26 protein-coding genes and 1 tRNA gene are annotated in these 24000 nt (G+C 58.8%); 5 read left to right on the top strand and 22 right to left on the bottom strand.

The genetic code is table 11. The features are described from left to right. Nucleotides 1–91: 91 nt before the first annotated feature. The 15 genes from WFP06_RS02575 to WFP06_RS02505 form a co-directional block, all read right to left on the bottom strand. A complete protein-coding gene (locus WFP06_RS02575; protein ID WP_336985687.1) occupies nucleotides 92–550 on the bottom strand; it encodes an A24 family peptidase in 459 nt (152 codons plus the stop codon). Beyond that, the gene (locus tag WFP06_RS02570) at nucleotides 550–1278 is read right to left on the bottom strand and encodes a tetratricopeptide repeat protein (RefSeq protein ID WP_336985686.1); all 729 of its coding nucleotides are present in this window, start codon (nucleotides 1276–1278) and stop codon (nucleotides 550–552) included. The genes WFP06_RS02575 and WFP06_RS02570 overlap by 1 nt, the downstream gene beginning before the upstream one ends. Nucleotides 1279–1282: 4 nt before the next feature. Then, the gene (locus tag WFP06_RS02565; protein WP_336985685.1) at nucleotides 1283–2251 is read right to left on the bottom strand and encodes a type II secretion system F family protein; all 969 of its coding nucleotides are present in this window, start codon (nucleotides 2249–2251) and stop codon (nucleotides 1283–1285) included. 1 nt (nucleotide 2252) lies between these two features. Next, nucleotides 2253–3254, bottom strand: coding sequence for a type II secretion system F family protein (locus tag WFP06_RS02560; protein ID WP_336985684.1), 1002 nt, complete (start codon nucleotides 3252–3254; stop codon nucleotides 2253–2255). Beyond that, nucleotides 3251–4534 (bottom strand): TadA family conjugal transfer-associated ATPase, encoded by a 1284-nt coding sequence (locus WFP06_RS02555; protein ID WP_419716236.1) that lies wholly within the window; start codon nucleotides 4532–4534, stop codon nucleotides 3251–3253. The genes WFP06_RS02560 and WFP06_RS02555 overlap by 4 nt, the downstream gene beginning before the upstream one ends. A gap of 86 nt (nucleotides 4535–4620) precedes the next feature. Further along, nucleotides 4621–5826, bottom strand: a complete 1206-nt coding sequence (locus WFP06_RS02550; protein WP_336985683.1) for a CpaE/TadZ family protein — start codon at nucleotides 5824–5826, stop codon at nucleotides 4621–4623. Next, nucleotides 5826–6443, bottom strand: coding sequence for a TadE/TadG family type IV pilus assembly protein (locus WFP06_RS02545; protein ID WP_336985682.1), 618 nt, complete (start codon nucleotides 6441–6443; stop codon nucleotides 5826–5828). The genes WFP06_RS02550 and WFP06_RS02545 overlap by 1 nt, the downstream gene beginning before the upstream one ends. Further along, nucleotides 6440–6955 (bottom strand): TadE/TadG family type IV pilus assembly protein, encoded by a 516-nt coding sequence (locus tag WFP06_RS02540; protein ID WP_336985681.1) that lies wholly within the window; start codon nucleotides 6953–6955, stop codon nucleotides 6440–6442. Before WFP06_RS02540 ends, WFP06_RS02545 begins: the two co-directional genes overlap by 4 nt. Then, nucleotides 6952–8553, bottom strand: a complete 1602-nt coding sequence (locus WFP06_RS02535) for a pilus assembly protein TadG-related protein (RefSeq protein WP_336985680.1) — start codon at nucleotides 8551–8553, stop codon at nucleotides 6952–6954. Before WFP06_RS02535 ends, WFP06_RS02540 begins: the two co-directional genes overlap by 4 nt. Before the next feature lie 20 nt (nucleotides 8554–8573). Continuing rightward, the gene (locus WFP06_RS02530; protein WP_336985679.1) at nucleotides 8574–8864 is read right to left on the bottom strand and encodes a hypothetical protein; all 291 of its coding nucleotides are present in this window, start codon (nucleotides 8862–8864) and stop codon (nucleotides 8574–8576) included. After that, entirely contained in the window at nucleotides 8854–10293 is a 1440-nt protein-coding gene (locus WFP06_RS02525) for a type II and III secretion system protein family protein (protein ID WP_336985678.1), read from the bottom strand. The genes WFP06_RS02530 and WFP06_RS02525 overlap by 11 nt, the downstream gene beginning before the upstream one ends. Next, complete coding sequence (cpaB, locus tag WFP06_RS02520; protein ID WP_336985677.1) at nucleotides 10280–11209, bottom strand: Flp pilus assembly protein CpaB; 930 nt, start codon at nucleotides 11207–11209, stop codon at nucleotides 10280–10282. Before cpaB ends, WFP06_RS02525 begins: the two co-directional genes overlap by 14 nt. Nucleotides 11210–11301: 92 nt before the next feature. Further along, complete coding sequence (locus WFP06_RS02515; RefSeq protein WP_336985676.1) at nucleotides 11302–11475, bottom strand: Flp family type IVb pilin; 174 nt, start codon at nucleotides 11473–11475, stop codon at nucleotides 11302–11304. A gap of 504 nt (nucleotides 11476–11979) precedes the next feature. Further along, nucleotides 11980–12810 carry a DUF1499 domain-containing protein gene (locus tag WFP06_RS02510; RefSeq protein ID WP_336985675.1) on the bottom strand — a complete coding sequence of 277 codons (831 nt, stop codon included), beginning with the start codon at nucleotides 12808–12810 and terminating at the stop codon, nucleotides 11980–11982. Nucleotides 12811–12841: 31 nt separating this feature from the next. After that, complete coding sequence (locus WFP06_RS02505; protein WP_336985674.1) at nucleotides 12842–14863, bottom strand: TonB-dependent receptor plug domain-containing protein; 2022 nt, start codon at nucleotides 14861–14863, stop codon at nucleotides 12842–12844. A 110-nt stretch (nucleotides 14864–14973) separates the two neighbouring features. On the opposite strand from WFP06_RS02505, the gene WFP06_RS02500 reads away from it, so the two are divergent. The 3 genes from WFP06_RS02500 to WFP06_RS02490 all read left to right on the top strand — a co-directional run bounded on the left by WFP06_RS02500 (nucleotide 14974) and on the right by WFP06_RS02490 (nucleotide 18179). Beyond that, on the top strand, nucleotides 14974–16467 hold the full coding sequence (locus WFP06_RS02500) for a flavin-containing monooxygenase (protein WP_336987609.1): 1494 nt from the start codon (nucleotides 14974–14976) through the stop codon (nucleotides 16465–16467). 33 nt (nucleotides 16468–16500) lie between these two features. Beyond that, the gene (locus tag WFP06_RS02495; RefSeq protein ID WP_336987608.1) at nucleotides 16501–17262 is read left to right on the top strand and encodes a competence/damage-inducible protein A; all 762 of its coding nucleotides are present in this window, start codon (nucleotides 16501–16503) and stop codon (nucleotides 17260–17262) included. Between the two features lie 362 nt (nucleotides 17263–17624). Continuing rightward, on the top strand, nucleotides 17625–18179 hold the full coding sequence (locus WFP06_RS02490; RefSeq protein WP_336985673.1) for a lipocalin family protein: 555 nt from the start codon (nucleotides 17625–17627) through the stop codon (nucleotides 18177–18179). A 165-nt stretch (nucleotides 18180–18344) separates the two neighbouring features. On the opposite strand, the gene rplA is transcribed toward WFP06_RS02490, so the two are convergent. From rplA to secE, 4 genes are all read right to left on the bottom strand, one after another. After that, on the bottom strand, nucleotides 18345–19046 hold the full coding sequence (gene rplA, locus WFP06_RS02485; protein WP_336985672.1) for a 50S ribosomal protein L1: 702 nt from the start codon (nucleotides 19044–19046) through the stop codon (nucleotides 18345–18347). 4 nt (nucleotides 19047–19050) lie between these two features. Next, on the bottom strand, nucleotides 19051–19482 hold the full coding sequence (rplK, locus tag WFP06_RS02480) for a 50S ribosomal protein L11 (protein WP_336985671.1): 432 nt from the start codon (nucleotides 19480–19482) through the stop codon (nucleotides 19051–19053). A gap of 147 nt (nucleotides 19483–19629) precedes the next feature. After that, nucleotides 19630–20166 (bottom strand): transcription termination/antitermination protein NusG, encoded by a 537-nt coding sequence (gene nusG / locus WFP06_RS02475; RefSeq protein WP_336985670.1) that lies wholly within the window; start codon nucleotides 20164–20166, stop codon nucleotides 19630–19632. 37 nt (nucleotides 20167–20203) lie between these two features. Further along, nucleotides 20204–20410 carry a preprotein translocase subunit SecE gene (gene secE / locus WFP06_RS02470; protein ID WP_336985669.1) on the bottom strand — a complete coding sequence of 69 codons (207 nt, stop codon included), beginning with the start codon at nucleotides 20408–20410 and terminating at the stop codon, nucleotides 20204–20206. A 299-nt stretch (nucleotides 20411–20709) separates the two neighbouring features. On the opposite strand from secE, the gene WFP06_RS02465 reads away from it, so the two are divergent. Beyond that, nucleotides 20710–22251 carry an alanine/glycine:cation symporter family protein gene (locus WFP06_RS02465; RefSeq protein WP_336985668.1) on the top strand — a complete coding sequence of 514 codons (1542 nt, stop codon included), beginning with the start codon at nucleotides 20710–20712 and terminating at the stop codon, nucleotides 22249–22251. A 121-nt stretch (nucleotides 22252–22372) separates the two neighbouring features. Here the strand turns inward: WFP06_RS02465 and WFP06_RS02460 are convergent, their stop codons facing one another. Further along, a complete protein-coding gene (locus tag WFP06_RS02460; RefSeq protein ID WP_336985667.1) occupies nucleotides 22373–22519 on the bottom strand; it encodes a hypothetical protein in 147 nt (48 codons plus the stop codon). 168 nt (nucleotides 22520–22687) lie between these two features. Beyond that, a tRNA-Trp gene (locus WFP06_RS02455) sits at nucleotides 22688–22763 on the bottom strand. Between the two features lie 84 nt (nucleotides 22764–22847). On the opposite strand from WFP06_RS02455, the gene aat reads away from it, so the two are divergent. Further along, complete coding sequence (aat, locus tag WFP06_RS02450) at nucleotides 22848–23558, top strand: leucyl/phenylalanyl-tRNA--protein transferase (RefSeq protein ID WP_336985666.1); 711 nt, start codon at nucleotides 22848–22850, stop codon at nucleotides 23556–23558. Here the strand turns inward: aat and WFP06_RS02445 are convergent. After that, nucleotides 23468–23998, bottom strand: a complete 531-nt coding sequence (locus WFP06_RS02445; RefSeq protein WP_336985665.1) for a DUF2155 domain-containing protein — start codon at nucleotides 23996–23998, stop codon at nucleotides 23468–23470. The genes aat and WFP06_RS02445 overlap by 91 nt on opposite strands. Between the last annotated feature and the right edge of the window lie 2 nt (nucleotides 23999–24000).

Raw genomic sequence — 24000 nt, 5'->3', positions numbered from 1 at the left:
CCTATAGATGGCGGACCCCGTGAAGTATTTTTTTCATATTTATTGCAGATTAATCTCGGTACTACCTGTTTCGCTGCGAATTTGGTAATATTCAGTTAGAATTGATGACTGTCAGCAAATATCCAAAGAATATTGCGACACCATAAGGTACGGTCCATTTCCCGGCCCCGTCCTTTGGTGTCGGGATTTTTTGCACCTTGCGCGCACTGAACATCGCGGCCAGCAAAACCAGACCCGCAACCGACGTCCAGCCAAGCATGGAAAGGCCCTGATCAAGCGGCAGACCCAGCGCGGCGGCCGCATAGAATTTGGCGTCCCCTCCCCCGATCATGCCCAGCCGGAACAGGACCATACCGACCAGCAATGCGATGACCGAATGGGCAAGCGCCCAAGGGAGAGCGGCGATCCCCATTGTCAGGCCGAGTGCAGTTGCCGCGGCGACAGCCATTGCCACGCACAGCAGATTGGGCAGGCGGCGGTGCAGAATATCCCACACAGCACCGCCTGCACCGATCGCTACCGGCACCCAGTAAACAAGTTCAATCGGCATCAGTTAAACGAAACACGCACCGGATATGGTTTGGCTTTCGGTGCAGGCGATACGGCCTGCTTGTCCGGATCGGATTGTTCGATCCGGTCTGCTTCGGCCTTTGCCCTGGCTGCGGCTTCCACCTTTGACGGCGCGCGATATGCGACGACCATATCGGGCGCGGCGGCAGTCGCTGGCAGGCTGGAGATATGGACCACCCCGCGAGCGACCTGCCGGACCCGTCCGGACGTGGATGCTGTTTGCGCTTCGGGTTTCGCGGCGGCAGGTGTTGCTACCGGCGCTAGCTCCGCAACCATTGGTTCGGCAGCCGTTTCGGCAGCAGATCGGCGTGCGAGCATAACCTGTTGTTGCAAGCGCAGCAGGTTGGCTCTGAACTTCATATTGTCGGGTTCCATCATCAGCGCCGTGCGGAAATAACGCTCCGCAAGGTCGGGCCTGCCCAATTTGGCATAGGCAACCGCCAGGCCGTTATTCGCATCGGCGCGCACTGTTTCGTCCAACGAGGCAATCCGGAATGCCGCGACGGCAGCCGAGATATTTCCCGTACGCAATTGCTCTTTTCCGTCAGCGAGCATGACGTCGCCCGATGCGGCAAGCATTTTTTGCTGCTGCGAACGGGACTGGTCCTTGCCATTTCCGAACACCCATTTGCCGACGGGAAAGGACTGGCACGCCCCCAGCGAGCCCGCAGCAATAACCAGCGTCGAATATTTAAGGAACATTTTCATCGTCCTATCCTCCCCCCATTGCCGGCAGCAACTGTCGAATTGTGCGGATGACGCCCGGCAGCATCAAAACACCAACCATGGTCGGCAACATGCATACGACCAGTGGAATCGAAATAAGTACGGGAAGGCGGTGCGCCTTCTCCTCTGCGCGCATCCGGCGCTTCTCACGCATTTCGGAGGCATAGACGCGCAATGTATCCGAAATGCTCGTGCCCAATTTGTCCGACTGGATAAGCAGTGTCGCAAAACTTTTGATTTCGCTGACGCCGCTGAGCTCACCCATCTTGCGCAGCGCTTCTTCGCGCTGGGCGCCGGCCCTCAGCTGAAGCGTCGCGGTCGATAGCAGGCGCGCAACCAGCGGGTGCGTGTTGACCATTTCGCGGCCCACGCGGTCCATCGCCGCTTCCAGGCCCAGGCCTGCTTCGACACAGACAAGCATCAGATCGAGACAATCGGGAAAACCGTTTGTAATCGCTTCGCGGCGCCGATCGGCCTTGGCCGAAACAAACAGGTTGGGAAGATAAAGTCCCGCAACAGCCAGCAGCAAACTATAGCCATACAGTTTGAACCCGGAAACAGGCTCTGCACCTGCAGTCGCGATCGCCAGATAAACCAGCGGCAGGATGATCAGCATACCCAGCCGGGCCAGCGTAAAAAGTTTGGGTGCGTTTGGAGATGTGTAACCCGCAGCAACCAGCTTGTCGCGAAGCTCGTCCGCCCTGCTGTCCGTCAGGTTCAGGCCGGCTTTTTCGATTGTATCGGCGAGCTGCGACCAGGCGCCCTCTTTCTGTTCCTGCAAGCGTGACCGCCCGGCAGCATGCTCGGGCCGGGCAATCGTCTGCAAACCGGCCTTGATCTCCGCACGGCGAACAAATGTCCGTGAAACAAGCACGACAACGCCCAGCACCAGGGCAAACACCAGCGCGAGTGCGGCCAGCCGGGCAAATTCGTTGGTGGCGAGAAATTCCAGCATATCAGACCTGCAAATTGACCATGCGTTTGATCGCAATGACCCCGACCAGATACCACACCAGAAGCAGCGGGAAGCCGATATAGAATATGGGATCCATCGCCACCCCCAGATAGAACGCGGGGTTCATTGCAAACAGCGATACGAATGTGAAGATCGGCAGCCCGGTCAGCAGCCAACCCGTCATCCGGCCTTCCGAACTCAACGCGCGCACTTTGAGATACAGTCCGGCACGCTCACGAATGACCTTGGACAGATTGTCCAGAATTTCCGCCAGATTACCGCCTGTTTCGCTTTGCACAGACAGCGACACGACAAACATCCGGATATCGTCGAGCTCCCACCGCTCCGCCATGTCGTTGAGCGCATCGGTCAATTCCGCGCCGTAGGAAACTTCATCGGCAATCAGGCCAAATTCGGACCCGATCGGATCTTCCATCTCGCCGGTCAGCAAATCGATCGCCGATGCAATCGGATGGCCGGAACGTAATGCGCGAACAAAAATGTCGAGCGCGACGGGAAACTGTTCCTGCATTTTCTTGCGCCGGCGCTGCGCCAGAAACGATGCTGCAAGCAGCGGTACGGCAATCGCCACAGATGCCGAAACTGCCATGATCAGCTGGATGACACCGCCGGTAAGCGGATAATTCGATGTCCAGGCGGAAATCGCAATGACCAGAAATAACGTGATAAACAGCACAGCCATACCCAGCGCTGCCTGAAACGGCGTGTAAGGCAGCGCCGACATCATCAGATTGCGCCGGAAAGCCGTGTAAAGACCGGCGAATACACCGCCTCCCCCCACCCCTGCGAGCGGATCGTTCTTGCGCAGATTGCTGATAATTTCGTCGCGGTCTGCGCCCTTGGCGATCAACTTGAGCCGCGCGTTTACAGCGCCGACATGCACCCTGTTGGCGACCGAATAGCGCAGGATAATCTGCACGAGCAGAAAAACGGCCCCGAAAATGGCCAGCAGCACCAGAACACGGACTGCATCGCCCGTCATTGCCTGTGGCCGATCTTGAGCGATGGACGGAACAATTCGGAAGGCACCGAAATGCCGTGATCAGATGCATCCTGCAGGAACTTGGGGCGGATCCCGGTGGCTTCGAAATAGCCCAGAACTTCGCCGTCTTCACCGCGGCCGGTCATCTTGAACCGGAAGATTTCCTGCATCGTGATCGTATGTCCTTCCATGCCGATCACTTCCGACAGGCTGAGCAAACGCCTGCGCCCGTCGGCCTGACGACCAATCTGGATCACCACATTGATCGCCGAAGCAATCTGCGCGCGGGACGATTCGGAGGAGATGTCGATCCCGCTCATCCCGATCATCTGTTCGAGCCGTGACAGCGCATCGCGCGGCGTGTTGGCGTGCACCGTCGTCATCGATCCGTCATGACCGGTGTTCATCGCCTGAAGCATATCGAACGCCTCGCCGGCACGAACTTCGCCCACGATAATCCGGTCGGGCCGCATACGCAGCGCATTCTTCACCAGATCGCGCTGCGTGACCTCTCCCTTACCCTCGATGTTGGGAGGCCGCGTTTCCAGCCTTGCCACATGTTCCTGCTGTAATTGAAGTTCAGCCGAATCCTCGATCGTGACGATGCGTTCGCGGTCGCTGATATAAGACGACAGCGCGTTCAGCAGTGTCGTTTTGCCCGAGCCCGTACCACCCGAAATCAGGACATTGCGGCGCGATGCGACAATTGCGCGCATCACATCCGCCACGTCTTGCGGAATACTGCCAAATTCGACCAGCTTTTCCATGCCGATCCGCTTCTTGGCAAACTTGCGGATCGACAGCAGCGAACCATCGATTGCGAGCGGTGCGACAATCGCGTTGACCCGCGACCCGTCAGCCAACCGTGCATCGACGAATGGCGAGGATTCGTCCACCCGGCGGCCGACCGCGCTCACGATTTTCTGGATAATCCGCAGCAGATGCCGCTCGTTCTGGAACCGGGTTGTTTCCTTTTCCAGCAAGCCGTTGCGTTCGACGAACACTGTCTTGTGACCATTGACGAGAATATCCGTAATCGTCTCGTCAGCCAGCAAGGGCTCCAACGGGCCAAGCCCCAGCAATTCATCGAGAACCTCGGCAACCAGTTCCGTGCGCTCTTTGGCATTGAGTGCCGCGTCTTCCTCGACCAGCAGATCGAGCACGATATCGCCGACCTCCTCCTGAATCTGATCGCGCGACAGTTTCTCGAGAATTCCCAGATTGATCCGGTCGAGCAGTTTGCGATGGATCGCGGTTTTCAAAAGGAGATATTTGTCCAGATCGCGATCATCGGCGACCTGTTCGGCAGCCTGCAGATCGGCGGCCTGGATTTCATTCGGCGCAGTCGATTTCTTGATCGCAAATTTCACAGGCTGGACCTCTGTTGCAACAGGCCCGCCAGCTTTTCGGCCAGTTCATCGATATCCGCCGCGAATTTGCTTTTCGGGCGGATCTGATCGACCAGCAGACCCTGATCCTGCGCAGTCGTGATGTATTGCGCGTCTGCGCTCAGGGCGGCGAGGACATCCCGGTCGAGCGTGGATTTAACGTCCGCCAGACTGATGCCGCCGAACAGTTTCTTTTCGGCGCGGTTCACGATTACCGAAACCGACCGGCTCTCGATCCCGACATTCCTGAACAAATCCAGCCGCCGGCGCGCCTGGCGCAGGCTCGGGATGGTCTGTTCGACAACCATCAATATCCGGTCCGCCTCGGCGAGAACCGACAGGTTCCAGTTGGTCAGGTTCGAAGGCAGGTCGAGAAATACATATTCGAAGTCGCGGCGCGCAGTCTCGATCACGCGCATCAGTTGCTCGGTATCGATCGCTTCGATCGGGACGATTTCCTGCGGCGCTGCAACAACCGCGATCCCGGTTTCATGCTCCACCGCAACGGTGCGGATCAGTGAACTGTCGATCCGCACACCTGCATCAAGCAGGTCGGTCAGATTACGGCGCGGTTGCAGGCCAAGCACATCCGAAACGCGGCCAAACTGGATATCCAGATCGATTATGCAAACATTGGCGTGCGGCGTTTCCACATCCACGAATTCGCGGGCCAGATGCGTCAGCAGCGTTGTCGCGCCGCTTCCGCCCAGTGATCGGGTGACCGCAATCAGCGGTGCCAGATCGCCTTCGGGCTCGTCATATCCGGCCCTTACCTCAAGCACCGCAATCGCAGCCTGCAGAATCTCGTCCGGATCAAGCGGCAGCGATACGACATCGGCCACGCCTTCGCGGATCAGGGTGCGGACCAGCCGCAGGTCGGTATTATCAAGTGCGACAATCTGCGCCAATCGCGGGTGCGTTGCGCGGATCCGGGCGAGCCGCGCCATCGACGCGGGCATATCCGGATCGACTTGCAAAACGACGATACCCGCGGCGGGCAAGGCATCGTCGGGCACCGGCTGATCTAGCGGGAGCGCCACCAGATCGGCATCCGAAATCCAGCTAATGCCCTGCGCCGATTGCAAGGCTTCGATCTGCAAGGCGTCGGCAATCACGGTGAGCGGCGCAGGAAGGCGCAGGATATTATCCGTTTGAAGATCCATCGGTGTGTTTTCTCTACCCATCAGTTCGATCCGTCCCCGATGCCGTCTTCCATAGTCAGCGTGTAAGAAAAGTCCGGCAGACCAACCGTATTGGCCAGCAGGATAATTGCGGTGAAATCCATATCCACCAGCCTGACCGTCACCAGCGGCGCAATATCCATCCCATCGGGATTGCCCGCATAACCCAGACCCGATCCGCGATATTCGACCACCAGATTGGCCGGTGTGATCGACGGCATGATTTCGGTCATGCGGTTGACGAGCGCGTTAAACGCCGGAGTTGACAATGTCGGAGCGTTATCCGTGCAAGGCGGGGTCGTGCAGACGCAAGCCAAATTGGTGCAAGTGATCAGGCCAAGTGCGGCAGCCGGTATCCGGTCGCCCTGTGTCAACGTGACCCCGCCTACGCTGGTATAGCTTTGCGTAGCGAGTTCGGGCGTGATCGGATTGGTTACGACAGTCCAGCGCGCGCCGATCTGCGTGGCTTTTTCGCCCTGGTTGAAGGTATAGGCATAGCGGCCTGCATCGATCAGGCCGACCAGAAACAGCACCGCAAGCGGCAGGATCAGCGCAAATTCGGCAGCCGAGCCGCGGCTATCCGATAACAGGGCCCGCGCGGTTTTCAGCAACGTGCTCATATCCCCATCACCGCAGCTTCCTGGCTGGCTTTGAGCGAATAGGTCGAATCGATCACGCCCACTCCGGCAAATAGCGAAGGGTAGTCAACGGTCGCATCGATCGTCACAAACGGTGCATTATCTTCATTGGCATAGATGCCTGTGGTAATAGCGGTTGCCGCGCATGACAGAGTGACCGTCACATCAGTATTCACCCATCCCGGCACGCGGGCCGTGCCGCCGGACGGCAGGCCGGTGCGGGTCATTTCCTTGATGCTGGTTTCAACCGTGGCCGGGATCGTGCTTGCCGTCCCGCCCGAACAGTTCAGTTCCGCAAAACTTTGCCGGCTGGCAAATCGTGCGCCGTCCCGCACGCCTTTGACAACCTGATGCTGGGAATAGAAATAATAGCTCATTTCCAGCCCGCCAAACAGCAGCAGCACCAGAAACGGGACGAGCAGCGCCATTTCGGCTGCGGCATTGCCGCGGCGGCAAGCACAAAATGTGCGCAAAAAGGAGGGCGAGCGTGTCATCGGATCAGATACGGCACATCGCGCCGCACAACCGTGCCCGCGGTTTCACCCGCTGACCCTGCAGCTGTCTGGCCGATAACCTCGACATAGATTTCGTCTTTGGCTGTCCGGTCCCGGTCCAGCGACGGCTGGACAAGGAAGATATCCATGAATGCGGTTACCCGCTTGTCCAAGGATTTGCCTGCCACATTTTCGGCTTCACAATTGATCACGGCAACAGACAGACGGCGACGGTCGGAAACATTGGTGGCCGGAACCTGGCCGCTGCCATATCCTTTGCCGGCACTGCATACGGGCGAGCCATAGGCCGACACTGCGCTGGGGCCGCCCAGCACTTTCGCGCCGTTTATCGTCATGCCCCGGTTCGCGATTTCCCATGTGTAAACCTCGTAACGCGACGGCGAGGAACCAAGATTGGTATAAGATGCTGTCGGCCACTGCGCCGCGGTCCAGTTATAATTTGTGCGGAAATAGGCGTTGCGGTCCCACACCCCGTCACCAAAAGCCCCTGCTCCGGCACATTGATTGGACGGCGTCGCGTGGCAAATATCGCGGGGATGCCCCATCGACGTTGGCGTCACAGTCGTCGGTAAAGGCGCATTTGTGGGCGGAAGATAGCGCCCGCTGAGGGCGACCTGTTTCCAACCGTTATTATGCACACGGCAGGCTTGGCCGCCTGTCAGGCTATCGGGATGCACGAAGTCCTTCACGCTGTTCACCGATGCGGCGCACAGGCCGCCGCTGGGACAGGCGGTGTTGCCTTCATAAATATCGAAGCGTGTATTGATCGAATCGGCCAGATCGGTCTTGTTGCCCGTTTCCGTATCGACACCTTCGTTGGCGGATTGGGATATGCATTCGCCTGGCGGAGTATTCCAGCCCAGCGATTTCCTCAAATCAGGCGTGCCGCCGCCATTTCCGGGGATGGTATCAAGAAACCCGAAATTACCCGGCGCCCATGAATTACCGCCGCCACCTTTCAGCAGCAGCCCCTTGCCCTGAAAGGCATCCGGATCAAACGGAAAATCGCTGTCATTATTATTCAGCGGCTCGTTGGGATTGCAGATCATCAATGGCGGTGTGCGGCATAGCGCGGCACCGATACCGGCCACCGCTTCTGCATCGATATCTCCGCTGAATGCGCCAACCACCGGCGTGAGCGTGTAATTGGCGGTGCGCGTTTCAACGGCTACACGAATAAACCGTGCATTCGCATCATTTGCGGGATTGCTCGCGTCGAGCGCGTTGGTCCCGGCTTCGGCATTGGCCCGCGTTGCGTAAAAGAACACCGATCCTTCGGGTATATCAACCGCAGCGTCGCCGCCGTCATTTGCGAAATAGGTCGAGTTTGTGACCAGTCCGCCGCGCGCTGCACCGGTTGCGCGCGCCATCGAACCGGCGGTCTGGTCCAGCTGGGTGGCGCCCGCCAGCGCAGCCTGGTCGGCGGCGTTTTGCAATTCGGTGTCCATCGCAGCAATCTGCGCATAGTCAAAACCGATACCGGCGACCGCGACCAGAACCGGGAGTGCAAGAGCGTATAGCGCGGCTGTCGCGCCTTTCTCGTTACCCCAGAACCCTGCCTTGAACGGCCGCTGCATCGTACGTCTCCATCACTCGGTTAATTAGGGCTGCTGCCGGTTACTGAATCGGTTGTCGAAATGCCTTCGGGTTGCTTGACATTGTCCGTCCGGTAACGCTCGATCGCATTCGACGCATGGTCGCCGCTGGAAACGGCAGGTTCGTCATACACCGGATTGGGGTCGATGACCTGCGCCATCATTGTCTGGCGGTTATATTCGCCAAATTTGACATCGCCCGGCGCATCATAAATCGACTGGGTCGCACAGGCAGAAAGACCGGCGGCAACCAATGCCAGACAAGCGCCGCGCTTAAGCGTCTCAATATTCATAATCGCCACCTCCTTCAGCCGGAGCCGTTGCTGTTTCGCCAGCCGGAACAGGGTCATAACTCTCGCCGGTCAGAACTGCGCCAAGTATCGTGGGGTCCCGCACACGGTCGGTCGGCAATCTGACCTGGTCGGGCCGGATGGGCGCCACGAGGCGCGGTGTCACGATGATCAGCAATTCGGTTTCGCCTTGCTGGAATTCGGTTGACCGGAACAGCGAACCAAGGATCGGAATCGAACCCAGCAGCGGAACCTGGTTGATCGTGGTCTGGAAATCCTGCTGGATCAAACCCGCAATCGCGAAACTTTCACCGTCGCGCAGTTCCAGCGTGGTGCTGGCCCGCCGCGTCTGCAGGCCGGGAATGCTGAGGCCGTTGATCTGCACCGAAGCGGCCGGATCGATCGAACTGACTTCGGGTTCGACCTTCAGATTGATCGTCTTGTCACCCAGCACCGTGGGCGTAAAGCCAAGGCTAACACCAAACGGTTTGAACTCGACGCTTACGCGGCCGCCATTATCGTCGCCACCCGTGGAACCTGACTGGACAACCGGGATCGGAAATTCGCCGCCGGCAAGGAACGATGCGGTTTCGCCCGACAGCGCCACCAGTGTCGGTTCTGCCAGCGTCTTGGCAAAGCCTTTGCTTTCAAGTGCATTGAGATAGGATTCGAAATTCAGCCCCAGCGCGCGGAAGGTTCCGCCGATTATGCCGAAACTGTTTGCCACACTGCCCGCGCGCAGCAGCGCGGTCCCGTCAATCCCGGGGGTAAGCGTGGAACCCGGTCCCGACACGCCGCCAAACGATCCACCGTCGGAATTCACAAAGCCGCGCACACCAATATCTTCGCCAATTTCGCGGCGCACTTCGGCAAATTTCACTTCCAGCATTACCTGCTGGCTGGCGCTTAGGCCGACCATGTTCACAACATTGTCACCGGCATAAGTGCGGGCAAGCTGCACAGCGCGGTCGATTGCGCCCGCATCGCTGGCCAATCCGGTCAGCACCATCGATTCGCCCGAAATATGCGCTTCGATCTGGTTGCCGGGTATCAGCCTGTCGGCCTGGTCGCGAAATGCCAGCACATCGGGGCCAACCGCAATATCCATGATCACGATCACGCGGCCGCCGCCATCATACAATGTCAGGCTGGTTGTACCCATCGCCTTGCCAAGCACGTAAATCGACCGGTCGGTAATCGGCACGATATCCGCAATGTCGGGATTGCCCACCATCGCGCGTTTGATCACCCGGTCGGTGGATACGACCTGGCTTTTGTTCATCGGCACAGTCAGCGTGCCGCCGTGGATACCGCTGTCGGTATATTGCGCGGCGGCTGGCGTTGCAGCAAGCAATGTTGCCGCCAGTGCCGCACCCATTCCCGCACGCATTCCCGCACGCAGTGCAGCGCGCATGATATCAGTACCGGCCATAACGCTGCACCTCCGTATTGGTGGTTTCTGTTCCGCGGGTGACAGTCATGGTCGGGCCGCTGGGCCGCTGCCTGACAGTCGCTGTCGAAGCGCGCGGCGCCGATGATGGCGGGCCTGCCCCTTGCGGCGGATAGACATAGACCGGGGCGGACGCCTGAACGGGCGCAGGTTCGCGCTGACCCGCCATGAAAATACCCGATCCGCCAAGATCGCGCGTTGTCACGGTTGCATAAGTGCCAACAGTCTGGTTTTCGACATTACGCAGCGCAAGGCTCAACCTGCCCACATCGACCGCCAGCGCCAGTTTCTGCGCGCCGCGCTGATCAACCTGCAAGGTTGCGGTTTTGCTGACGACGACTTCGGTGTTGCCTTCGTTGCTGCGGCGATCGACCGCCAGCACCTGGACATTTTCGAGCACGACCGAAGTCATCTTGTCATCGCCCGTTGCCCCATCGCCGGGAATTTGCCGTGTCAGCAAAACATCGACCACATCGCCGGGCGTCACGAAACCGGCCACGCCGGAAACTTCATTGATCGGCACCGTAATGGCGCGCAGATCGTCGGGAATATTTTCAGATAGAACGGCGCGTTCGGAAATGCGCGACCTCAGGATGGGTTCGCCATTGGCAATCGGGCGGATTGCCACATTATTGCCCGCCAGCAAGCGCGCGACATCGCGGTAAGCACCCGCCGGAACCGATTGTGCCGGCCAGTTGACCAGCCGGACATTGTCTGCCGTCAGCGGCGCGCCAAACGGGAGGTCCTGCCTCGCCACCGCAATGCGCGCCATCTGCTGTTGCTCGGCAATGCGTTCCTGCCGCTGTTCGACACCGCTGAACCAGGCGTTGGCCACATAGACTGCAAACAATCCCAGAATGATTGCTGCACCGATGATGATTAGATTACGGCGCTCCACGCTTTAGCCCCCCAGCTTGCGGTTAATCAGGAAAGTATCGCAGCCCGCCCTCAATGAAAACGGGCCGCGTTACAGTATTCGATTTACCCGAATTATGGGCGGGTATCAATAATATCAGCAGTATCACTCATAGCGTTCGAGATCGAGCCCGAAAGTGTTGTGGCTGCTGCAATAATGGCAACGCCGACAACTACGAGGATCAGAGCGTATTCAGCTGCCGAAGCACCGGATTCGTCTGCTGCAAAAGTTTTAAGAAAGTTGGTCATTTCAAATTACCCCAAAAATGCGGTTACAATACACCGCGATAAAAATGAGCAACGGCATCTATTTCCGTTTGCCCGTCCCACAAGGTGCCGCCTGAACTGTCAAACCCAACTATCGAAAGATGTTAGGTATTTGCCAAATACAGGAAACACTGTCCCCCTGTGGAATGCCGTGGATTATTTAATCTTAAGGCGTTTCAGTCAAGAAGTATCAGTTAATAAAAAATTAAGACAATAAAACCGCGACTTGGCATGAAAGTTTGTTAGGATTATTCCTTAACGGCCAGCGCCTGTTGCCCAATGGAGGCCTGAAAATCGTGACAATCCAAGAACTGGCGAAACAATTCCCGATGCCGAGTCGTTCGTTTCGAAAATTACGGACTAAAAACACACTATAAAATTACGCCGTAACAGAATGTCGCATGCCGGACGCAAAAGGTTCAAACAGCCATTATTTTATCATGCGCCGCTGCGCGCTGCCTGCTGCGCGCATCCCGTAACGCAAGGTCAGCGCCCGGTCCCGCGCTGCGGCCTGCCTTTCTTCAATTTCGCGGAAAGCGCCGCAATACGTTCGGCATTGGCCCCCAGGTCACTCAGCCCCACACGCGAAGTGGAGCGGAAATCGACTCTCGTCCCCTCCGGCCCGGGGGTTACGCGCGCGGTCACATCGTCTTTGAAACCAAACCAGAAAGTCTCCGCCACGCCCGATACCGCGGCGCTGGACCCATCCGCCGCAACATCCGCCGCAACATCGGCAAACCCCATGCCTCTCATCGCATCGGCAACCTGCTTGGTCGCCGCGTCCCGATCGGCCTGCAAGGTAACCGGCCCAAGCTGCGGATAGTTTTCTGCAATCACTTCGGCGTTGGTCTTGTCCTTGATACTGTCCGCGTCCTTCCAGACATCGTATTGCCCCAGCGGCACATCAAACGCGCGCAGCGGATTTGCGCCGGACGCCTCGCGCGCTGCAACCGTCGCTGCGGGAAACTGCGGCGGGTTGGCGACATCGGTGGCAATATCATGGATCGGCGGAATATCGCCCGCACCCGCGCGCACCGAAGCGGCCATGGCCATCATTCCCGCGGGTATAAGCAGTGCGATCAACGCAAGCAGCCAGCCGGTTCTGGGTTTTTTCACCAGACAGACGATCAGCGAAATCAGCGCGACAAGCGCCACGCCGCCGATGATAATCGGCCCGGCAGTAACCGTGAGCGTGATCAGACCGGTCTTCCAGTCCCACAGGCCGAATTTGGTGCCCAGCGCCGCCGCCATGAAATAAACCGGCAGTAACAAGGCGAGAATCAACGCGAGACGGGCGTACCAGGGTGCTTTTTTCATACACGCGTGATGCACCGCGCAGCGATGCTGTTCAATAGCCGATACGGATTCCCGCCCAGAAGGTGCGCGGTGCGCCAAGATCGATTTCGCCGCCGGAGTTGCGGGTAACGATCTGCCGGTCAGTCAGGTTCTCTGCCCGCAACACCAGCGCAAGACGGTGCCCGAGCGGGGCCTGCAGAAACGCATCGACGGTTGTTACAGCGGGCAGCTTGTCCGTTTCCAGATCGCTTTCGAATTGCGCACCGGTATGACGCACCGTGCCCGACATTTGCCAGCCATCGGCGGGCAGCCAGCTGAACGTGGCCGATCCTGCCCACTCTGGCGTCTGCGGCGGACGTTTGCCATCAAGCGCAGCGGCAAATCCGGTGCCTTCGACCGCCGCATCGGTATAAGCCAGCGAACCGTTCAGCCGGAAACGCCCGGCTGCGAAATTCGCACCCGCTTCGATCCCGCGCGCGGTGATCGCATCAAGGTTTTCGCGTTGCCGCAGGTTTGCCGCAAGCGTGACATTGGCGATCGCATCCTCCAGCCGGTTTTCGAATGCCGTCAGCGAAAATGACACACCCTCGCGCGGGGTCAGGTCAAACCCCGCCTCCATTCCGGTCAGCTTTTCGACCTTCAGCGCGGCGTTGGCCTGCGTCACGACCGGAAACACGACAAAGGGCCGGTAAAGCTCGTTCAGCGTGGGCAGGCGAAGCCCGCTATAAGTCGCTGCGCGGAAAGCCAACTTGTCACTTGCGCGGTATAGCGCCCCCGCGCGGTAGGTGACGGTCCAGTCCTGCCTGTCCTGATAGATATCGTTGCGCGCAATGCTGCCATCCGGCCTGCGTTCGAGGTAAAACCCGTCGCTGATAGCAGTGCGGTCCGCGCGCAATCCGCCGGTCAGTATCAACCGGCCAAGCGACCAGTCATCTTCGGCAAAAATGCCCAGGTCGCTGTTGGCGCCGCCGGCCCGCCGCCGCGCAGTCAGATTCCCGCTGAACGCGCTGTAGGCTTCTTCCTGCAATTCTCCGCTCGACCGGCGAAAATCCACGCCGAGTTTCAAAGTATGGTCTGGCCCGGCGGGCGGGCGCAGTTCCAGCTTGCCGCCAATCCCGGTGGAGGGGGTATTGCGCTGATCGAGCACGCGGACAAACCGTGTTGAACTGATGACTTCGTTCGAAAAATTGCGCGCCTGCACGTAAGCCAGCGCATCCATTTGCCAGTCGCCGCGGCTCACGATGCGCAAGCTGGCGTCCTGCCCGCTGCTGCTGCTGTCCGCCCCGTCAAACCGCAATGTGCGGTTGTCATCGAAGATCAGCGTGCGGAATTGCAATTCGGTATTCGCCGATACCGGCACCACTGCGCGCAATTGGCCCGAACGGCTTTCAAATCCGGCGCGCGCGGATGCCGGCACCCGTTGGTCTTGCGGCGTGGTGAAGAAACCTTTGCCGCGGTCCCACCGGCCGCTTGCCGAAATCACGCCGCTGCCAAGCCGCTGGGTTATTGCGGCGCTCGCTTCGGTTTCGGCGCGGTTGTTGATCAGCAGCCCGGTCGATAGCCGCGGCTGTGTCAGCGCATTGGCGCTCTCCAGTTCGATCGTGCCAGCCAGCGCGCCTGCGCCAAACGGCCCCGAACCGCCGCCCCGCGTCACGCGGATATTGCCCAGCCGCTCGGGCGCTATGGCGGAAAACGGGATATAGCCGAAAAACGGATCGGACATCGGCACTCCGTCGAGCAGTATCAGGGCCCGGCTTGACGCATTGCCGCCCAATGCGCGCAATGTTGCTCCCTGTGCCGACGGATTGGACGATCTGCTGTCCGAACGGCGGAATTGCTGGAACCCGGCAACAGAGGACAGCACATCTTCCACCCGGCCCGACGCTGACGAGAGGATTTGCTCGCGGTCGATTTGGGTTGACGCATAGGCCGGCGCGGCGGGAGTTGGCGCCAGCCCTTCCCCCGTCACGATTATGACCGGATCGTCACGCTCCGCCCCGGTATCCTGTGCGGCAACCGGCGCGCAGAGCAGAAAAGATGTGAGGACGGGCGGTGCAAACAATATCAGACGCATATTGCCTACTAACGCGTCCGTGGCGGCGGGTCAGCCCCAATCAGTCCTATTATGCCACTGGCCTTGGTCGCTGTGCTGTGCTTACATCACCGGCAGCAGGAGAGATAATGATGACAGCGCCCAACCCTGATTTCGATGTGCTGATCGTGGGCGCCGGTATTTCCGGCATCGGGATGGCCGCGCATCTGGAAATGATGTGTCCCGACCGCACCTATACAGTCGTCGAACGGCGCGAAAATCTGGGCGGAACATGGGACCTGTTCCGCTATCCCGGTATCCGGTCGGACAGCGATATGCACACGCTCGGCTTCAATTTCGAACCCTGGACGCACGAGAAAAGCATCGCCGACGGCCCCTCGATCCTCGAATATCTTAATCGCATCGTGGATGAGCGCGGGATTCGCGGGCACATCCAGTTCGAACGCAAGGTCATTTCAGCCGATTGGCGCGCGGCGGATGCCTGTTGGCACGTAACTCTGGAAAACGCCGATGGCTGGCAAAAGGAAGTTACCGCCAACTGGGTGTACCTCGGCTCCGGCTATTATGATTACGACCAGCCATACGAAGCTGAGTTCGCGGGCCGCGATGATTTTGCAGGTCAGATCATCCACCCGCAATTCTGGCCGGAAGGTCTGGACTATGCCGGCAAGAATATCGTGGTGATCGGATCCGGCGCAACCGCGGTAACGATCGTGCCCGCGATGACCGACAAGGCTGCAAAGGTCACGATGCTTCAACGCACACCGACCTGGTGCGGTATTGCACCGTCGAAAGATCCGCTCGCAAATATCCTGCGTAAATTCCTGCCCGACAAGGTCGCTTACAAAGTTACCCGCGCGAAAAATATCTGGATGCAGGACTTTGTTTTCAAGAAAGCGCGCAGCCAACCACAAAAGATCGCCGACGCGCTGACCAAGCGGATCAAGAACGAATTGGGCGAGGCTTATGATGCCGAGGCTTTCACTCCCCCTTACGACCCGTGGGACCAGCGGCTTTGCCTGGTGCCCGATGCGGATCTTTTCAGCGCGATAAAGGCCGGCAAGGCCGATGTCGTAACCGATCGTATCGTGCGATTTGTCGCAGAAGGCGTAGAACTGGCATCGGGCAAGGTTCTTCCTGCTGACATCATCGTGACCGCAACCGGTCTCGCGCTCGCCGTCGCTGGCAAAATCGATATCCGTCAGGAAGGCACCAGCGTCGATTTCTCCGAACGGTTTTATTACAAGGGCTGCATGTTCTCGAACCTGCCGAATCTGGCGGTCGTGTTCGGCTATCTCAACGCCAGCTGGACGCTGCGATCGGACATAAATTCCGAATATGTCTGTAAAGTGCTCAATGAAATGAGAAACCGCGGCGCGACCATCGCTTCGCCGCATTTGCCCGATGATCACGCACTTGTGGAAGACGACATTTTCGACTTTTCCAGCGGTTATATCCAGCGGTCCAAACACATCATGCCCAAAAACGCGGTCGATCTGCCGTGGCGGCTCAATCAGGATTACCGGAAGGATAAAAAGGATCTGGCGAAACAGCCGGTCGATGACGGAATCCTGAAATTCGGCAACGCAGATGTCAAAACGCCGCAGATGGAACCTGCGCAGTAGCTATGCGGCGCGGTATATCCTAACGCAGTGACCATGACCGCAAACGACAAGATCTACACCGCCGCTCTCGTCGTGATCGGCGACGAGATTCTTTCCGGCCGCACGCATGACAAGAACATCGCGCAGGTCGCCAGCTGGCTTCAGGTGCAAGGAATCCGGCTGGCGGAAGTGCGCGTGGTTGCCGACGTGGAAGCGCATATTGTCGAGGCGGTGAACATTCTGCGCGAGCGAAACGACTATCTGTTCACCACGGGCGGGATCGGCCCCACACATGATGATATCAGCGTCGATGCCGTCGCGGCGGCATTGGGTGTCGAGGTGGTGATCCACCCTGAGGCGCGCGCGATCCTGGAACGCTATTATGCCGACAAGGGGGGCCTCAACGAAGGCCGCCTGCGCATGGCCCGTGTGCCCGATGGCGGCGATTTGATCCCGAATATCAAATCGGGCGCGCCCGGGATCAGGATCGGCAATATCCATATGATGGCCGGTGTGCCGCATATCACCGCAGGGATGCTCGACGCGCTGACCGGGACGCTGCAGGGCGGCGCGCCGCTGGTCAGCGAAACAGTCGGCGGTTTTATTCCCGAAAGCGAGGTTGCAGACCTGCTGCGCGAAGTCGAAAAGGCGCATGAAACCTGCCAGATCGGCAGCTACCCTTTCTTCCGCGAAGGCAAGGTCGGCGCCAACTTCGTCGTCAGATCGACCAGCCAGGATGACGTTGACAGCTGTATCGATGTGCTGTGCGAAGGGCTTGGCGAGCGCGGCTGGGATTTCACGCCCGGCGGGATATAGCGCACGCCTGCTTCGCGGTGCACTCCCTGCGCCAACTGGAACCAACAGCTTGCCGAACGGTTCTAAACCCGACTGATGATGCACTTTATTGCCATCGGTAATTTATGGGAGAATGGAAATGCGCGGAATTATCGGACTTATCGTCACTGTTGTGATCATCGTTATTGTCCTGCGGGTTCTGGGCGTTTTGTAAACCACGCGGATGCGCGGGTCCGCCCTTTTCAAAGTACCGGCAAGTACCGGCAAGCTCCGCCACCCACTCGATTTGACTGTTGTCCGCCGCGGACCGCGTAAAATCCGGGCGCGGTGTTGTTCGCGGAACCGCCGGCAGCGCATATCATTACAATCGAGCGAGGTTCTTCATGTCATTTCTGCGTAAGGCCGCACGGGTTTCGCTTATCGTTGCAGCTGCGCTTGCGCTGCCGGGCTGCTCGGCGGTTCTGAAGAAACATCCCGTCGGCAATATTGCAGTGCCTGAACCCGCAAAACCGGTAGATCTGAACCGCTATGCCGGTCTGTGGTACGAACTGGCGCGATACGAGCAGGGATTCCAGAAGGATTGCGACGGCGTGACGGCTGAATACACCTTGCGCGGCGATGGCAATATCGATGTGCTGAATAGGTGCCGAAAGCCCGGCGGCAAGGTGGACACTGCCAAAGGCAAGGCGAAAGTCGTGGATGACAGCGCCGGCGCAAAGTTGAAAGTCAGTTTTTTCGGCCCGTTTTACGGCGATTACTGGGTGCTCGACCGGGCCGACGATTATAGCTGGGCCGTGGTGGGCGATCCATCGGGACGATATTTGTGGCTGCTCTCACGCCAGGCAAAACCAGGCGATGCCGAGATTGCCAAGCTGGTCGGACGGGCTGAGGCGCTGGGATTTGACACCGGGTATTTGCGGATGACCGCGCAGCCGTAGTCCTCCGGTCGCTTCGCCGCGCCTCAAACCTCAAACGCCGGGCGCGCCGCCTGAAATTGCCGAGGCCGGGCTCGCGAAAAAAAGGGCCGCGAAGGTTTCCCCTCGCAGCCCTGATTTATCGCTCAACGACAAACGCCGATCACGTGGCCCGTTTACATGCGCAGATTACGCGCCTTCGACTGCGGCCGTATCGAGCTTGAGGCCTGGCCCCATCGTCGTGCTGAGCGAAATCTTGCGGACATATTTGCCCTTCGCGCCGCTTGGCTTGGCCTTTACGACAGCGCCTGTCAGCGCCTTGAAGTTGGCTTTGATCTGTTCATCGGTGAAGCTCATCTTGCCGATGCCGCTGTGGATGATACCCGCCTTTTCGACGCGATATTCAACCTGGCCGCCCTTTGCGTCCTTGACTGCCTGTGCCACGTTAGGGGTCACAGTTCCCAGTTTCGGGTTCGGCATCAGGCCCTTGGGACCAAGCACCTTACCCAGACGGCCGACGACGCCCATCATGTCAGGTGTGGCGATCACCCGGCCGTAATCGAGATTACCGGCCTGCATGTCTTCCATCAGATCTTCAGCACCGACCTTGTCGGCACCGGCAGCCAGCGCCTTTTCAGCGTTTTCACCGCGCGCAAATACCGCAACCTTGATATCTTTGCCGGTGCCCGATGGCAGCGACACGACGCCGCGGACCATCTGGTCGGAATGGCGCGGGTCAACACCCAGATTCATCGCGACCTCGACGGTTTCATCCATCTTGGTCGTGTCGGCGATTTCGCGAAGCAGTTTCAGCGCATCGTCGAAATTGTAGAGCTTGTCCGCGACAATTTTCTCGGCCAGCATCTTCTTCTTTTTGGTCAGTTTTGCCATGTTCCTAGCCTTCCACCACGTCGATGCCCATCGAACGCGCGGAGCCTTCGATGATCTTGGTTGCCTGATCGATATCGTTTGCGTTCAGATCAGCCATCTTCGCCTCGGCGATTTCGGAAAGCTGCGAACGTTTGATGGTTCCGGCAGAAACCTTGCCCGGCTCGGCCGAACCCGACTTCAGCTTCATGGCCTTTTTGATCAGATAGCTGGCGGGCGGGGTCTTGGTCGTGAAGCTGAACGAACGGTCGGCATAGACGGTGATGACCGTCGGGACCGGAGCGTTCTTTTCCATATCCTGCGTAGCAGCGTTGAATGCCTTGCAGAATTCCATGATGTTCACGCCGCGCTGACCCAGTGCCGGGCCGATCGGGGGTGACGGGTTGGCAGTGCCCGCGGGCACCTGCAGCTTGATATAGCCGTCAATCTTCTTGGCCATGGATGGCCTCCTTTTCTCACTGTTGCCCCGGCGGTCAGGCCAGCGCTCATGTTAAGTGGTCAGACAGAGGGGTTAACCTCCTCCCACATTGGCCGGAACGGGATGTTCCGGAGGACGCGCCTATACAGGCGTGCCCGGGTTTTGCAATTACTTAACCAGTTCGACCTGTTCGAAGTCCAGTTCCACCGGCGTCGCGCGCCCGAAGATGCTGACCGAAACCTTGACCTTGGCCTTGTCGAAATCGAGTTCTTCCACGATGCCGTTGAAGCTGGCGAATGGACCGTCGAGCACTTTGACCGAATCGCCGATTTCGTAATCGACGTGGATCTGTTTCTTGGGCGCGTTGGCCGCTTCTTCGGCCGCGCCGAAGTAACGCGCCGCTTCCGCTTCGGAAATCGGCTGCGGCTTGTTGTCGTTGCCGAGAAAGCCCGAAACTTTCGGCGTGTTCTTCACGAGGTGATAGACATCATCGGTCAGCTGCAATTTGGCCAGCACATAGCCGGGCATGAACTTGCGTTCGGTCTGAACTTTCTTGCCGCGCTTGATTTCGGTAATCGTTTCGGTCGGAACTTCGACTTCTTCGACACCATCGGACAGACCAAGCCGTGCAGCTTCCGAAATGATCGAATCGCGAACCTTGTTCTCGAAACCGGAGTAGGCGTGGATGATATACCAGCGAGCCATTATCTAATCTTATCCCGTCAAACGCTGTGGTGAACGCTCAGGCGAGCGTCAGGAGCCAGCTCACAAGCGAGCCGAAAACAGTGTCGATGCCCAGAAAAAACAGCGACAGCACGACCATCATGATACCCACGAAAATTGCGGTCGTGATCGTTTCCTGCCGGGTCGGCCAGACAACCTTGGAGGCTTCTGTGCGGACCTGGCGGATGAATTCGCCCGGAGACGTTTTCTTGCTGCCTTCAGCCATAATGGCGTACCTAATCCTGTCTGCTTGCGAACATCGTTATATTCTATTGCCTTTCGCCACGGGACCATCGCCGCCCCGGTCGTATTGTCCGGGAGGGGCTGAATGTTCTCCGATGTCGGAAGACGAAGCGCCATTTAGCTACCGCACAGATGAAAAGCAAGGCTGTGCTCCTGCGAATTCGCCCTTCGCCGTGTTCGCTCGCGCTGCTGTGATGGTTACAACCGGAACTTAGGGGTGGCGCATTGCCGCCGCCGCCGATAGCAAAGCCCGCAACCGGGATAATTGAGGGAGAGCCATCCGTGGCCGCAACAAGCGAAGCGCAATCAACCACACTGATCGATCAGGTAACCAATGTTTCGGATTTCATCTGGGGCGGAACCTGGGACGGCGAGGCGCTCTCTTGGCTCTCGATAGGCGGCCAGCCAATCCCTCCGATGACCTTGATCCTGCTGGGTGTCGGCATGTGGATCATGATCGGGCTGAAATTCTATCCGATCCGCAAACTGGGCAGTTCCTTTGCCGGATTGTTCAAAGGCCGCAAAAGCTCCGGTGACGGGGAAATTTCGCCCTTCGCTGCACTATCCACCGCGCTATCGGGACAGGTCGGCACGGGTAATCTGGCGGGTGTGGCGACCGCCATCACGCTTGGCGGGCCAGGCGCGATCTTCTGGATGTGGATCACCGCGCTGGTCGGTATGGCGCTCGCCTTTGCCGAAGGCTCACTGGCGATTCGCTACCGTGAGAAAACCTCCGACGGTGTCTATCGCGGCGGCCCGATGAGCTACATCATGATGGGCCTGGGCAAGAAATACACCTGGCTGGCAATCCTGTTCTGCCTGGGCACGCTGTTCTCCGCGCTGGTCACAGGCAATTCGATCCAGGCCAATGCGGTTGCGGACGGACTGAACGAATTGTTCGGGATCGAGGAATGGCTGGGCGGGCTGATTGTCGCTGTGCTGGTGTTCGTGGTGATCATCGGGGGCATCAAATCCATCGGCGGTGTAGCGGAAAAAATCATTCCCTTCATGGCCGGTGCCTATATCCTGATGGCAATTATCGCGCTGATCCTGAACTTTGGTGATTTGCCCGCGACCTTCTCGCTGATCTTCAACGGCGCGTTCAATCCGCAGGCGGCAACCGGCGGCTTCCTGGGCGCGGCAATCATGCTCGCCATTCGCGCGGGTGTGGCACGCGGGCTGTTCTCGAACGAGGCTGGTCAGGGCTCCACCCCGATTGCTCACGCGGTGGCGCAGACCAATGATCCCGAACAGCAGGGCCGGATGGCGATGCTGGGAACATTTATCGACACCATCGTGATCTGCACCATGACTGCACTGGTGATGCTGACCGTCAAAGGTGATTTTACCGCCGGCGGGGAGGCGGTGGCGCATGCATGGAATTCCGACCTTCAGGGTTTCGCCATGACCAGCGGCGCATTTGCCGCGGCGTTTCCGTTTGAAATCGCCAATGTGCCGGTCGGAACTCTGGTGGCCTCGATTGCGCTCATCCTGTTCGTATTCACCACATTGTTGACCTGGTCCTATTACGGCGAGCGGGCGATCACCTTCATCTATGACCGCGTGCCGGGCTCCACCCGCGGCGGCGAAAAGGTGCTGCATATGATCTGGCGCGTATTGTGGTGCGTCGTGATCTATATCGGCGCATCGCAGGATCTTACGCTGGTCTGGCGTCTGGGCGATATTTCCAATGCGGTGATGGCGCTGCCAAACCTGCTGGCGCTGGCCTTGCTGTCGGGCGTGGTGTTCAAACTGGCGCAGGGCGACAAGACCGCCGGAAAGGACTTCCACGCCGACACACCGGAAGAACCGAACGAATATTGATCCAGAGCCGACATCCCGGCGCACGCCGACATGACGCGGCAAAACAAGGGGGGCACGAAGCAATCAAGCCTCGCGCCCCCTTTTTTTCAGCCCTGCGCTGATTTCAGCGCAGCTATTCAAATCAAAATCCGAACAGGCGCTGGATAAAGCCTGGCTGTTCCATCGGCTGGATCGGCCCATGTGTCATAAACCGCGAAGATGCGTCGCGGTGCGGACGCGGAAGCGTCCAACCGTCGGGACGACTGCTCCGAAAACTTGTACTACCCATGACGAACTCCTTTCAGTTGTGAACTCGGTACACCGCTTATAATGAACGGTTGGGCAACAAGTTCCACGGTAAACTGACAGGTGCGCCAGATCGGCACGCGGCGCGCGCGAAAGGTTAATGCGCCGGTCGGACGCCATGCCGGCAACAGGTTATGACGGGAAATTTGCCTGGCAGGGGCGCAGAGACTCGAACTCTGGACCTTCGGTTTTGGAGACCGACGCTCTACCAACTGAGCTACACCCCTACAGGCGAAGGCGCGTTTAAGGCCAAGGTGGCAGCATGGCAAGCGGCCTTTGACTATTCGCAGCAGCGTTGTAGTCATTGGCCCGTGCATAGTCCCGCCCCGCCCATAATTCCTCCCGATTTGCTGCTGTCTGCCTATCGCAGCGGCATATTCCCGATGGCTGACAGCCGCGACGATCACGAAGTATTCTGGGTGGAACCCAAAAAACGCGCGATAATCCCGCTGGACGGCTTCCGCTGCTCCGCATCGCTGGCGCGAACATTGAAACGCGGCAGGTTTGCAATCACCTGCAACAAGGCCTTCAGCCAGGTAATTTCCGCCTGTTCGGCACCCAGGGAGCCGCAGGACGGCAGCTGGATCAGCCACCGGATCGAAGCAAGCTACGTGATGCTGCACGCGCTGGGGCACGCGCATTCGATCGAATGCTGGCAGGACGGGGCGTTGGTCGGCGGGTTATACGGCGTGGGATTTGACGGGGTCTTTTGCGGCGAAAGCATGTTTCGGCGGGTGCCCGATGCTTCGAAAGTGGCGCTGGCAACGCTGGTTGCGGCAATGCGCCACGGCGGGCACCGGTTGCTGGATTGCCAGTTTATGACCGATCATCTGGCATCGCTCGGCGCGGCCGAAATTCCGCAAACCGAATATGTTGCGCGGCTGACAAGAACGCAGCAGCAATGCCGCGGCGTGCCCGAACTGCCCGATGCCTATTCCTCGCTGCTTTCCTCGCTGCTTTCCTCGGCGGGCGCTTCTTCGCCGGGGAAGCTCATTGCACAGTCTTTGACCCAGACGTCATAAATCGGGTGTTCCACCACATTGAGCGATGGCGCTTCCTTGAACAGCCAGCCCGAAAAAATCTTGCGCCATTCGAGATCGTCGCCGGCATTCTCGCGTTCTTCCACCAGCACCTGCAAAAAAGCGCCGGTTTGTTTGGGCAGTTCCCACGGGGCGGTGCGTTCGCAGCTTGCAAGCCGGATCACGACATTTTCGATCCGCCGCGATTCGCCCGGTTTCATCTCGATATCCTGCGACAGATTGTTGCGTTTGTTCAGCAGGCCGATCGTGGCGACACGGTCTGCCAGCGGCGTGGCGCCCTCCACCTGCACAGGATCGACCGCAGCAGCAGAGCCCTGTTTCAGTTCTTCAGGCACTTCCTGATCAGGCTGGGCTGACCGGTCGGGTTCACCCGAACAGGCAGCAAGAGCCAGTAACGGGAGGATGGCAATGGCTGCGCGCATTG

Source organism: Altererythrobacter aquiaggeris (assembly GCF_037154015.1).
Classification (GTDB): Bacteria; Pseudomonadota; Alphaproteobacteria; order Sphingomonadales; family Sphingomonadaceae; genus Aestuarierythrobacter; species Aestuarierythrobacter aquiaggeris.
This window is presented reverse-complemented; position numbering and strand designations above follow the sequence as displayed.

What these genes read in the sequence shown, in the direction of transcription:
- WFP06_RS02575 (WP_336985687.1), bottom strand. Translation starts at nt 550, where the DNA reads ATGCCGATTGAACTTGTTTACTGGGTGCCGGTAGCGATCGGTGCAGGC.
- WFP06_RS02570 (WP_336985686.1), bottom strand. Translation starts at nt 1,278, where the DNA reads ATGAAAATGTTCCTTAAATATTCGACGCTGGTTATTGCTGCGGGCTCG.
- WFP06_RS02565 (WP_336985685.1), bottom strand. Translation starts at nt 2,251, where the DNA reads ATGCTGGAATTTCTCGCCACCAACGAATTTGCCCGGCTGGCCGCACTC.
- WFP06_RS02560 (WP_336985684.1), bottom strand. Translation starts at nt 3,254, where the DNA reads ATGACGGGCGATGCAGTCCGTGTTCTGGTGCTGCTGGCCATTTTCGGG.
- WFP06_RS02550 (WP_336985683.1), bottom strand. Translation starts at nt 5,826, where the DNA reads ATGGGTAGAGAAAACACACCGATGGATCTTCAAACGGATAATATCCTG.
- WFP06_RS02545 (WP_336985682.1), bottom strand. Translation starts at nt 6,443, where the DNA reads ATGAGCACGTTGCTGAAAACCGCGCGGGCCCTGTTATCGGATAGCCGC.
- WFP06_RS02540 (WP_336985681.1), bottom strand. Translation starts at nt 6,955, where the DNA reads ATGACACGCTCGCCCTCCTTTTTGCGCACATTTTGTGCTTGCCGCCGC.
- WFP06_RS02535 (WP_336985680.1), bottom strand. Translation starts at nt 8,553, where the DNA reads ATGCAGCGGCCGTTCAAGGCAGGGTTCTGGGGTAACGAGAAAGGCGCG.
- WFP06_RS02530 (WP_336985679.1), bottom strand. Translation starts at nt 8,864, where the DNA reads ATGAATATTGAGACGCTTAAGCGCGGCGCTTGTCTGGCATTGGTTGCC.
- WFP06_RS02525 (WP_336985678.1), bottom strand. Translation starts at nt 10,293, where the DNA reads ATGGCCGGTACTGATATCATGCGCGCTGCACTGCGTGCGGGAATGCGT.
- WFP06_RS02515 (WP_336985676.1), bottom strand. Translation starts at nt 11,475, where the DNA reads ATGACCAACTTTCTTAAAACTTTTGCAGCAGACGAATCCGGTGCTTCG.
- WFP06_RS02510 (WP_336985675.1), bottom strand. Translation starts at nt 12,810, where the DNA reads ATGAAAAAAGCACCCTGGTACGCCCGTCTCGCGTTGATTCTCGCCTTG.
- WFP06_RS02505 (WP_336985674.1), bottom strand. Translation starts at nt 14,863, where the DNA reads ATGCGTCTGATATTGTTTGCACCGCCCGTCCTCACATCTTTTCTGCTC.
- WFP06_RS02500 (WP_336987609.1), top strand. Translation starts at nt 14,974, where the DNA reads ATGACAGCGCCCAACCCTGATTTCGATGTGCTGATCGTGGGCGCCGGT.
- WFP06_RS02495 (WP_336987608.1), top strand. Translation starts at nt 16,501, where the DNA reads ATGACCGCAAACGACAAGATCTACACCGCCGCTCTCGTCGTGATCGGC.
- WFP06_RS02490 (WP_336985673.1), top strand. Translation starts at nt 17,625, where the DNA reads ATGTCATTTCTGCGTAAGGCCGCACGGGTTTCGCTTATCGTTGCAGCT.
- rplA (WP_336985672.1), bottom strand. Translation starts at nt 19,046, where the DNA reads ATGGCAAAACTGACCAAAAAGAAGAAGATGCTGGCCGAGAAAATTGTC.
- rplK (WP_336985671.1), bottom strand. Translation starts at nt 19,482, where the DNA reads ATGGCCAAGAAGATTGACGGCTATATCAAGCTGCAGGTGCCCGCGGGC.
- nusG (WP_336985670.1), bottom strand. Translation starts at nt 20,166, where the DNA reads ATGGCTCGCTGGTATATCATCCACGCCTACTCCGGTTTCGAGAACAAG.
- secE (WP_336985669.1), bottom strand. Translation starts at nt 20,410, where the DNA reads ATGGCTGAAGGCAGCAAGAAAACGTCTCCGGGCGAATTCATCCGCCAG.
- WFP06_RS02460 (WP_336985667.1), bottom strand. Translation starts at nt 22,519, where the DNA reads ATGGGTAGTACAAGTTTTCGGAGCAGTCGTCCCGACGGTTGGACGCTT.
- WFP06_RS02445 (WP_336985665.1), bottom strand. Translation starts at nt 23,998, where the DNA reads ATGCGCGCAGCCATTGCCATCCTCCCGTTACTGGCTCTTGCTGCCTGT.